The organism is Gemella haemolysans, assembly GCF_028308085.1.
GTDB lineage: Bacteria > Bacillota > Bacilli > Staphylococcales > Gemellaceae > Gemella > Gemella haemolysans_D.
Map to the genome: position 1 here is coordinate 24,528 of NZ_JAQMFS010000100.1, position 11,213 is coordinate 35,740.

6 protein-coding genes are annotated in these 11,213 nt (G+C 32.6%); 4 read left to right on the forward strand and 2 right to left on the reverse strand.

All coding sequences use genetic code 11. The features are described from left to right. The first annotated feature begins 418 nt into the window (after positions 1–418). Positions 419–3,640 carry an SIALI-17 repeat-containing surface protein gene (locus PNO30_RS08260; RefSeq protein WP_271987975.1) on the forward strand — a complete coding sequence of 1,074 codons (3,222 nt, stop codon included), beginning with the start codon at positions 419–421 and terminating at the stop codon, positions 3,638–3,640. 214 nt (positions 3,641–3,854) lie between these two features. Here PNO30_RS08260 and PNO30_RS08265 read toward each other — a convergent pair whose 3' ends face one another. Together PNO30_RS08265 and PNO30_RS08270 are read right to left on the reverse strand one after the other, a co-directional pair. Next, positions 3,855–5,339: a mucin-binding protein gene (locus tag PNO30_RS08265; protein ID WP_271987977.1), complete on the reverse strand. Its 1,485-nt coding sequence runs from the start codon at positions 5,337–5,339 to the stop codon at positions 3,855–3,857. Positions 5,340–5,643: 304 nt separating this feature from the next. Further along, complete coding sequence (locus PNO30_RS08270; protein WP_271987979.1) at positions 5,644–7,584, reverse strand: KUP/HAK/KT family potassium transporter; 1,941 nt, start codon at positions 7,582–7,584, stop codon at positions 5,644–5,646. Positions 7,585–7,960: 376 nt separating this feature from the next. Here PNO30_RS08270 and nagA point away from each other — a divergent pair, with 376 nt between their 5' ends. The 3 genes from nagA to PNO30_RS08285 all read left to right on the forward strand — a co-directional run bounded on the left by nagA (position 7,961) and on the right by PNO30_RS08285 (position 11,001). Beyond that, positions 7,961–9,109 carry an N-acetylglucosamine-6-phosphate deacetylase gene (gene nagA / locus PNO30_RS08275; protein ID WP_271987981.1) on the forward strand — a complete coding sequence of 383 codons (1,149 nt, stop codon included), beginning with the start codon at positions 7,961–7,963 and terminating at the stop codon, positions 9,107–9,109. A gap of 18 nt (positions 9,110–9,127) precedes the next feature. After that, positions 9,128–9,847: a glucosamine-6-phosphate deaminase gene (nagB, locus tag PNO30_RS08280; protein WP_271987982.1), complete on the forward strand. Its 720-nt coding sequence runs from the start codon at positions 9,128–9,130 to the stop codon at positions 9,845–9,847. Between the two features lie 119 nt (positions 9,848–9,966). Then, a complete protein-coding gene (locus PNO30_RS08285) occupies positions 9,967–11,001 on the forward strand; it encodes a cyclically-permuted mutarotase family protein (RefSeq protein WP_271987984.1) in 1,035 nt (344 codons plus the stop codon). Positions 11,002–11,213: the final 212 nt, after the last annotated feature.

Below are 11,213 nucleotides of genomic sequence, written 5' to 3' on the forward strand. Positions count from 1 at the left end.
ACAAAAATACTATTTAAACGTTAAAAATTAAAGATTATCATTTACATAACCTTTGTAACATAAATTTAATATTTTAATTTTTTAAATAATTATCTATCTTTATTAAGTATTATATTTATATTTTTATCAATATAATCAGTAGTTTAAACTACTGTAATAATACGTTTATATTTTGTCTTCCATTTATATATGTTTATTTCTCTATATAATTATATTTGTTTTGTAATTCTTAGTTTTCTTGTTTACTATACAATTATAAAATTGCATAAGTTTCCAAAACTCTTGTTTTAACGTTTTCCTTTTAGTATAATAAGAATTACCAATACACTAATTGTCTCATTATGTCTTTTTTTAGGTGAAATCAAACATTTTGAGAACATAGTCATTATTATTTTTTAGAAAAAGGGGAATTATTTTTATGATAACAAAAAGAAAATATTCATTACGTAAATTTAAGGTTGGTGTAGCCTCTGTTCTTGTTGGTATCGGTGTTGCGACTACTGGAGCTGCTGTAGCTCACGCTGCTGAAACAGATACAGTAGCTACTGTACCTGCCGATGGAAGTACAAACACGACACAACCTGCTGGAGAAACAGGAACTACAAACACAGCTGCTGAAACTCCTAAATCAGAAGTTACAAGTCCAGAAATTAAACAAGCTGAAGCTGACGCTAAAGCTAAAGAAGCTAAAGTTACTGAAGCTCAAGCAAAAGTAGACACAACTACTACTGCAGCTAACGAAGCAGTTACTAAATTAGAAGCTGAGAAAAAAGAAGCTGCTGACGCTGAAACTGCAAAAACTGAAGCTGAAAAAGCTAAAAAAACTGCAGATGATGAATTAGCTGCTGCTAAAGAAAAAGCTGCTGAAGCTGACGCTAAAGCTAAAGAAGAAGCTAAAAAAGAAGAAGACGCTAAAAAAGAAGAAGCAGATTCTAAAGACGCTTTATCAAAAGCTTTAGATCAATTAGAAAAAGATATCGATGCTGATACTAAGATTACAAATAAAGAAGAAGCTAAAAAAGCATTAGGTAAAGAAGATATTTTAGCTGCCGTTGAATCTGGTGATTTAAAAGCTAGTGATGTTCTTACTGAATTAGCAGATGATAACGAAAAAGCTGAAGCTAATAAAGAAACTGAGAAAAAATTAAGAAATAAAGACCAAGCTAATGGAGCTAACGTTGCAGCAACTCCAGCTGAAGAAGCTAAAACTAAAGATCAACTTCCAAAAGATATTAAAGCTGGAATTGATAAAGCTGAAAAAGAAGATGCTGCTCGTCCTGCATCAGAAAAACTTCAAGATAAAGCTGATGATTTAGGTGACGAAATCGATGCTCTTAAAAAAGATACTGAAGCATTAAAAGCTGAAGAAGATAAAAAAGCTGAAACTCTTAAAAAACAAGAAGATACATTAAAAGAAGCTAAAGAAGCTCTTCAATCTGCTAAAGATAATGGATTTGGTGAAGATATCACAGCACCACTAGAAAAAGCTGTAACTGCGATTACAAAAGAACGCGATGCTGCTCAAAATGCTTTCGATAAAGCTGCTTCAGATACTCAAACTTACGCAGAAGAACTAAATAAACTTACTGACGAGTACAACAAAACTTTAGAAGAAGTGAAAGCCGCTAAAGAAAAAGAAGCTAACGAACCAGCTAAACCAAAAGAAGAAGAACCAGCTAAACCAGCTGAAAAAACAGAAGCTGAAAAAGCTGCTGAAGCTAAGGCTGAAGCTGATAAAAAAGTTGCTGAATTAGAGAAAAAAGTTGCTGAAGAAGCTAAAAAAGTTGAAGAAGCTACAGCTAAAGCTGAAAAAGAAGCTGCTGACGTAACTGCTGCTCAAACTAAAAAAGATGAAGCTGATAAAGCTAAAGCTGATGCAGAAACTGAATTAGCTAAAGCTAAAGAAGAAGCTGAAAAAGCAAAAGCTAAAGTTGAAGAACTTAAAAAAGAAGAAAAAGATAACTTAGAAGCTCTTAAAGCTGCTTTAGAACAACTTGAAAAAGATGCAGAAGCTGAAATTAACAAAAATGCTAAAATCACTGACAAAGCTAAAGCTATCGAAGAAGCTAAAGCTGCAATTGGTAAAGACGCTTTACTAAAAGCTATCCAAGATGGTGTTATCACTGCTACACAAGCTGCTAAAGAATTAGAAGATCAAAATACGACTGCTGAAGCTACTAAAGATCAAGATCCTCAAGCAGACGAAATCGGTGCTACAAAACAAGAAGGTAAACCTTTATCTGAGCTTCCAGCTGCTGATAAAGAAAAATTAGATGCTGCTTATAACAAAGAAGCTTCTAAACCAATCGTTAAAAAACTTCAAGATATCGCTGATGATATAGCTGAAAAAATCGAAAAATTAACTAAAGTAGCTGATAAAGACAAAGCTGATGCTACTGAAAAAGCTAAAGCAGTAGAAGAAAAAACTGCTGCATTAGATAAACAAAAAGAAACTTTAGACAAAGCTAAAGCAGCGTTTGAAACAGCTAAGAAAAACAAAGCTGATCAAGCTATTCAAGATGGATTACAAGATGCTGTAACTAAATTAGAAGCAGCTGTTGCTTCTGCTAAAACTGCTGCTGACGAAGCTCAAGCTAAATTTGACGAAGTTAACGAAGTAGTAAAAGCTTATAAAGATGAAATTGATAAACTAACTGACGATTACAACGCAACTTTAGGTTATATCGAAAACTTAAAAGAAGTTCCTAAAGGTGAAGAATCTAAAGACTTCAGTGGTGGAGTAAGTGATGAAGAAGCACCTACTGATGATGCTAAACAACCTGATGAAGTTCCAACTGTTCCTAATGCTCCTGAATTCAATGGTGGGGTAAATCCTGCTGATGCTCCAACAGCTGAAGAAAAACCTGAATTCAATGGTGGGGTTAACGCTGTTGAAGCTGCTGTTAATGAAGTTCCTGAATACACTGGTGGTGTAAATGATGATAACGCTCCTTCTGAACCAAACAAACCTGAATTCAACGGTGGCGTAAATGATACAACACCTCCTACTGAACCTAACAAACCTGAAGGAGACGCTCCAAAACCAACTAAACCTGAAGCTTCAAATGGTGATGCACTTGTACAACCTGCACTACCTGAGTTCGGTACAAACAACCCTGAAATCAAAAAAGTCTTAGATGAAATTGCTAAAGTAAAAGAACAAATCAAAGACGGTGAAGAAAACGGTGCTGAAGATTATTACCTTGGAGGATTAAAATCTCGTTTAGAAGATTTAGAAGAAGCTTTCAATATCTTATCTCAAAATCTTCCAGCTGTTAATGACGTTCCAGAATATACAGGACCTACAACTTTAGAAACTCAACCAAACACTCAACCTCAGCCAATTCCTAATAACGATCAAAGCGGAGCTGGACAACAAGGTGGTGGAGCTGCTGGTGAAGTAGTAGATCCTAGTCAAAACCTTGGATCAGTTACTGGAGCTGCAGCTGCCCAAAACATAGATTTTGGTCAAACACCTGCTGTTACTCAATTATCTACAAAACCTGAAGAAGCTAAACCTGCAAAAGCTAAATCTGAAGAATTAGCAAGCACTGGTATGAATTCTTCTAGCACTACTGCATTAGGATTAAGCTTAATCGGGCTTATCGGACTTGCTGTAAGACGTAAACTTTCTAAATAGTCAATTAGTGTATAAAAAACTTTAAAGAGTATGGATTTTCCATACTCTTTTTCTTTTGGTAAAAATAATAAAATGGATCCCACTCGATAAAATTGATTTCTCCGAAATCATAATTTTCGAATCTCTTCCGCTTCCTTTTTCTTTCGTTAAATATAAAAAATAGCATAATAGTTATTTACTACTACGCTATTTTTTATATCAAACCCCTTATTGTCTAATCTTTCTTAGTTCTTGTAAGTCTTGCTACAAAACCAGTTAATAACAACATTAACATTCCTAAAACTATAGTTTCTGTTTGTTCCATTCCTGTATTCGGTAACTTAGAGTTTTCTTTTTTATGAACTTCTGGTGTTGGTTTAATTTCACCTTTGTGCACCTCTGGTACTTTTGGTTTTTCCGAAACTTCTTTCTTAGGAACTTCTGGTACTCGTGGCTGTTCTATTTTTGGTACATTCGGTTTTTTAGGAGTTTCTTTTGGAACTTCCGGTGTTTTTGGTTTCTCTTTTGGAACTTCTGGAGTCTTAGGTGTTTCTTTTGGTTTCTCTGGCACTTTTGGTTTTTCCACTTTTTTATAAACAACCTTAGTATCCTTAGCTAAATCTTTTGGTACAACACTTTTTACTGTTGGTGTATAGCCTTTTAACTCTGGTACTGGTGTTTCCATTGCTTTTGTCGGATCTTTTAAGTCATTTAGATAGTCTGGCGTTGGGGCTTTCTCTATTAGATTACCTTTTTCATCTACAGGTACTATTTTTCCTAAATGTTTATACGTTACTGTATCTGTTACTTCTGGTTTTTCTGGTGTAACTTCTTTTCCGCCTGCTTGTTTTTTATCTGCGAAATATTTTTCCACTACTGGGACATCTACACTACTATATGCATGTGTTTTTTCTTTCCAAGTAGTTTCTTTTGTTTCATCATTATATTCACCTAAAAATTTGTAACCATCTTGGATGTTTGTTTTTGGTTCTTTTCCTTCTGCTCCAACAAATTCCACTACTTGTTTTGTTGCTTTTTCTACATCATTTATATATTTTTCTACATCAAAAACAAGATTGTGCCCTGGAGCAAATTTATCAGCTTCAATGTTTATATTAGGGTCTACAGCTAATTTTCCATCTACTTCTTGAAGTTTAATTTTTATTCCAACTTCTTCTGATACGTAAGGTTTTTCCAAAAACTTTTGAACTACTATTTCTCTAGTTTCTACTCTATCTAATCCTTTATTTACAAATCTATAACCTTTTGGTAATTCTGGTAATGTTGTTAATCCAGCCCTTGTAGGATCGTTATTATCATTTTCGTAAATTTTTTCTGCAACTATTTCTTTAGTTTTTACATCACGGTATTTTATTTCACCTAATTCTACTAAATCTATATCAACTTCTTTTTCTACTTCATCCGGTGTCGCGGCGACTTTTGGAGCTTCTTTTTCTAATGCAAAGTACCCTGGAGTTACTGGTGTTGGAACTCTTGAAAGATCTCCTTTATCTACCACCGCATTATTTTTATCTACTACTTTATCAACGCCATCTGGATTTCCACCCTCAGGTACGCCTGATACTATTGGTGGTACACTTTCATTATTGGCATATACTCTATCATCTGAGTTTGCACCAGCTAAAATAAATAAACCTATTATGACTGATACAACACCTACACTATACTTTCTTATTAAAAATTTATTATTTGTCTTCATTTATTTCCCCCCCTATAAGTTACACCTATCGTGTAACTACTTTCATAGTTTTAGTATACACCTAGTAAAAATAATTGTCAATTTAATGTTCAAAAATAATTATACTTCCACCTTTATCTCCTCTTTGTTTAAATAGTTAACTAACCTCAAAGAGATTAACAGTTTATTTATGTAAACAATATTTTTTTATTAATATATATTGTAAACTTAATATATCTCTTATTATCAAAAACAATAAAAAATCAGGCTCTTCATAAGTAATGTAATTCTATTTTACATTTTCTTACTCTAAGTCTGATTTTTATTATTGAATTCTTGTTAATCTTTTTACTTTAGTTTGTACTACATTTAACGGTACCGCTTCTTTCGTTATAACACTAGTGTCTAATCCGAACCATTTCTCTGGAGTTACCGTTATTTTTTTCAGTTTTAATCTTAATCCCATAATGAAGTTATCAAATGATGATAAACCATTACTATTACCTAGTACTTCTTCTATCAGTACAAATCTAAAGTCTCCGACCGTCTCAGCTTTTCCTCTTAAGTTGTACTTAGTAGGTTGTAGTTCTAATTCTTTATTCATCAACAAATCATCTATTACTTGATGCATGAACATATTTACCCTTTGGTGTTCTCTAAACCCTAAGTTAAAAGTGATTTTAAGTATTTTCTTATCACTAAATTTTGTAACCTTATACTCTCGTTTATAAGGTTTATCTATAACGTTAATATGTACGAAAAAGTAGACATTCGCTCTTTTCGGTTGTTTGTTTAATATAGAATACAATACTGCATAATCTACATCTTCTTCTCTTTTCGCACCTGTTAAATATACTAAGTTTGTTGCATATTTTGGTACACTTTTATCCATACTTAACTGAAGTAATTGTTTCGTATAATTTTTCACAGTTAAATATTGACTTTCTCTCTCTTTTATCTCTGTTCCTCTATACCAAATAAACATAATTATAAATATTAGTAATGCTATGAATACTGTAATGTACCCACCATTTACAAATTTTAAACTATTCGCATATAAGAAGAATAATTCTTCTATTCCGAAAAATATTAAGAAGATTACAGCAAAGAGTTTTTTACTTTTTACTTTATACAAGTAAATACTTAATAATAATGTAGTCACAAACATTGTTATACTAATACTTAAACCATACGCTGCTTCCATATTACTACTTGTTCTAAAGAATATTACTACACAGCTACTGCAGATAAAGAGTATTATATTAACCGCAGATACATAAACCTGTCCTTTTAATTCTGTTGGATATTTTATTATTAATTTTGGGAATAGGTTTAATTTTATCGCCTCTGAAATTAATGTGAAAGACCCTGTTATTAAACTTTGACTCGCTATTATCGCAGCTAATGTTGCTAGTATTACTTGAAATACTACAAAACTTTCTGGAACTATCGCAAAGAATGGATTTTTTTCTGAACTGTAATTTGTCGATAATAAATATGCTGCTTGACCGAAATAATTCGCAAGTAAGCATACTTTAACCACAAACCAAGCCATTCTAACATTTTTTCTTCCACAGTGACCTAAGTCCACATATAAATCCTCAGCCCCTGATACACATAAAAATACCGCCCCTAATAAGACGAATACTCCTGGATATGTAATTAATAGATTAAGCGCATATTTTGGATTGATAGCTTTTAATATTTCTGGTCTAGTACCTATTGATTTTACACCCCAGAAAAATAAAGATAAAAACCATAAACTCATTATAGGACCAAATAGCGATCCTATCTTTTTCGTTCCAAATCTTTGAAATGAAAAGATAAAGATAAAAATTATCAACACTAAAATTATTACATCATTTGTGTTTATAGCTGGAATTATATCATGCAATCCCTCAACTGCCGATGTCACTGTAATTGCTGGTGTTATTATTCCATCCGCAAGAAGTGTAGCTCCGCCTATCATCGCTAAGAGAACAACTCCTCGTTTAGTTCTATTTTTTATTAAAGCAAATAATGAGAATACTCCACCTTCACCATTGTTATCAGCCTTTAATGCGATTAATACATATTTTGTCGTCGTTTGTAAAGTCATTACCCAAAATATTAAACTAACGAATCCTAATACGAGATTTTCACTCATCATAGCGTCACTACTACGGACGAATGATTTCATAACATAAAGCACGGAGGTTCCTATATCCCCAAATATTATTCCAATAGTTATTATTACACCAAGAAAAGTCAATCTTGATTTATCCATTTTTATACCCTCTTATAAAATAATTGAAATTATATCACTTCTATAAAATAAGTAATATAATTCTCACATACTATTATATTCCTCTTACGAAGAAAGTCAATAGTAAGTATCTTATATAATTTATTTTAATGAAATGTCGAAATCATGTATACACTACCTTTTTCCTCTTTCATATCAATATAACACCTTAAATTATTTAATTTAAACAACACCCACTCATTATCCTATAAAAAATATCAAAAATACCTTTAAATTAATTTTGAAAACTTTTACTTTAACACTTTACAAACCTATTTAAAAAGTGTTAAAATTAAGTTAACAAAATTTAACACATTAAATTTAAAAGATAGATTTTTATGTATAAAGGGGTGCTATTATGTTAATAAAAAGTAAAAAAGTTTGGTCAAGCGGACAATTTCTTCCTCTTATTTTAGAAATAGAAGATAAAAAAATAACTGCCGTTTATGACTATGATGCATTCGATAAAGTAGATTATGATTTTGGAACTAACCGTATTTTGCCTGGATTTATAGATGTTCATACACATGGTGCGTACGGTTATGATACTAATGATGTTAATGAAGATGGACTACGTAATTGGACAAAAAATATCGTTTCTGAAGGTGTAACATCATTCTTACCTACTACAATTACACAAACTGAAGAAGTTCTTCTAAAAGCTGTCGCTAATGTTGCGAAAGTATACGAAGAAGGTTATGAAGGAGCTGAAATCTTAGGTATTCACTTCGAAGGTCCTTATCTTGATGTAGAAAAACGTGGGGCTCAACCGTTAAGTTGTATTCAAACACCGAGTGTTGAACAATTTAAAAAATTCCAAGCAGCTAGTAAAAACTTAATTAAACTTATCACTATCGCTTGTGAAAAAGATGTTGATTATAAACTTACTAAATATTTAGTAAGCCAAGGTATTCGTGTAAGTTTAGGTCACTCAGCTTGTAACTATAAAGAAAGTTATCTTGCATTTGCTAATGGTGCATCATCTCAAACTCACGTTTATAACGGTATGGTTGGTTTCCATCACCGCGATGGTGGCCAAGTAGGGTTTGCTCTACGCGCTCGCGATGCATATGGAGAGATTATTTGCGACGGTATTCACTCTACTACAGATGCACTTAACACATACTTCACAGCAAAAGGGCGTGACCATGGAATTATGATTACAGACTCACTTTGTGCAAAAGGTTGTGGTCGTGGTTCTTACATCTTCGGAGGAGAAAATATGGAAATATATGAAGATGGTAGTGCTCACCGTGACGATGGTCGTCTGGCAGGTTCTACACTTAGAGTTATCGATGGTCTACGCGTCTTAATAGAAGATGCTTTAGTTCCTGTAGATGCAGCAATTAACTCTTGTACAAAAAACCCTGCTGAAATGTTAGGTTTTGCCGATCGTAAAGGTAAAATTAAAGTGGGTTACGACGCTGACCTTGTTGTTATCAGTCCTGAATACGAAGTACTAACAACATTTGCACGTGGTAAAGAAGTTTATAAAAAAGAAGATTAATAAATAAGGAGTAATAATATGAAATACTTAGTTTTTAATTCTAAAAAAGAAGCTTCACAAGAAGCATATAAAATTATTAAAAGTTTAATAGATGACAATTCAACATTAGGGCTTGCAACCGGATCAACTCCAACAGATTTATACGAAGAGATGATCGCTGATTATAAAGCTGGCAACTTCAGCTATAAAAATATTAAATCTTATAACTTAGATGAGTATGTTGGAATTAGTTATGATCACCCTGAAAGTTATCATAAATTCATGGACACTAATTTATTCGATCATGTTGATATAAATAAAGAAAATACACACGTTCCTGATGCTAGTGCTGAAGACTTAGAAAAAGCTCTTAAATCATATCAAGAAGAGCTTAATAACATACAAATCGATGTTCAAATCCTTGGTGTTGGATCTAATGGACACATTGGTTTTAATGAACCTGGAACTTCATTTGAAGCTGGAGTGCACGTTGTCGATTTAAAACAAGAAACAATCGAAGCAAACTCTAGATTCTTTAATAACGATATTAACCTAGTACCAAAACAAGCTGTAACAATGGGAATTAAAGATATTATGCGCGCAAAACATATTATCTTATTAGCATTTGGAAAAGCAAAACAACAAGCGATAAAAAGTTTAATAGAAGGTGAAGAAATAACTGAAAATATTCCTTGTACTGTTCTAAAAAATCACCCTAGTGTTTATATACTAGTAGATAAAGAAGCAGACTTTAAATAATTAATAAAGTGGGAGTGACTTTCGACTAACCCTTCATATTTAGTCGAATCCTCCCACTAAAATAAATATATCGATGTAAGCGTTTGATTTTAAATTTTAAAATGGGGAGGTACAAAATAATGAGTACACAACTACAATGGACAAATATAGCTACCGTAGCAGCTCAAAAAGGATACGAAAATAATATAGGTACAGCAGGATTAGTTAAAGGAGTTAGCGGAAATAAATTGATTTTTGGTGGCGGTGCTAACTTTCCGGGTGGACTTCCTGTAGATGGAGGAGTCAAAGTAAATCATAAAGATGTATATCTATATGAGGAAACATCTGACGAAGTAACATTATTAGATCAAATTCAATTCGACTATCCTTTAGCATATGGACCAAGCGCAGTATATAACGATACTTTATACTATATTGCAAATAAATCTGAAACATCATCAGAAATTTTAGCATTCACTATTGTTGATAATAAATTAAAAGTTGAAGTAGTCGACACTCTTCCACTTACTGTAGAAAATGTTATCGCAAAAGTTCACGACAATAAACTATACTTCGGTATCGGATCTATCAACGGATCTAATAACAATGAACTTTATGCATATGATTTAGCAACTAAAAAATTTGAAGTATTCTCAGAATTTCCTGGGAAATTACGTAATCAAGCTGTAAGCTACGTATACAATAATGAACTTTATGTATATGGTGGTGGTGCTAGTGAAACTTATAACGATGGATATAAAGTTAACTTAGAAACAAAAGAATGGACTCAACTAGCTGATGTAGTAATCGATAATGAAGAAGTATCTCTATTAGGTGCTGATTGGGCGCCATTAAACGACCATGAACTTCTAGTAATAGGTGGTTTCAATAAAGATGTTTGGAAAGATGCAGTATTTAACTTAACGACATTACAAGGTGAAGATCACGCAAAATACCGTGATGCATACTTCAGACGTCCTGTAAGTGACTATAAATGGAATAAAAAAGAATTAGTATACAACTTAAAAGAAAATCGTTGGTATCAATTAGGAGAAATTCCTTTTGAGGCACCTTGTGGACATGCCCTGTTAGCTACAGATAATAACGTATATTCTATTATGGGTGAGATTAAACCAGCAGAAAGAAAACCATATATTCATAGAACTAAAAAATAATAATAACTAAAGATACCCTATATTTTAAATAGGGTATCTTTAATAATTTGTAAAATCACTCATATTTGAATTCTTTATTAATAAAATAAAAAAAAAGAACCTTCCAAAAGGAAAGCTCTCACTGTTGCCTGGCAACGTTCTAGTCTCACAGGGCGTAAGCCCAACTACATTCGACGCTAAAGAGCTTAACTTCTGTGTTCGGTATGGGTACA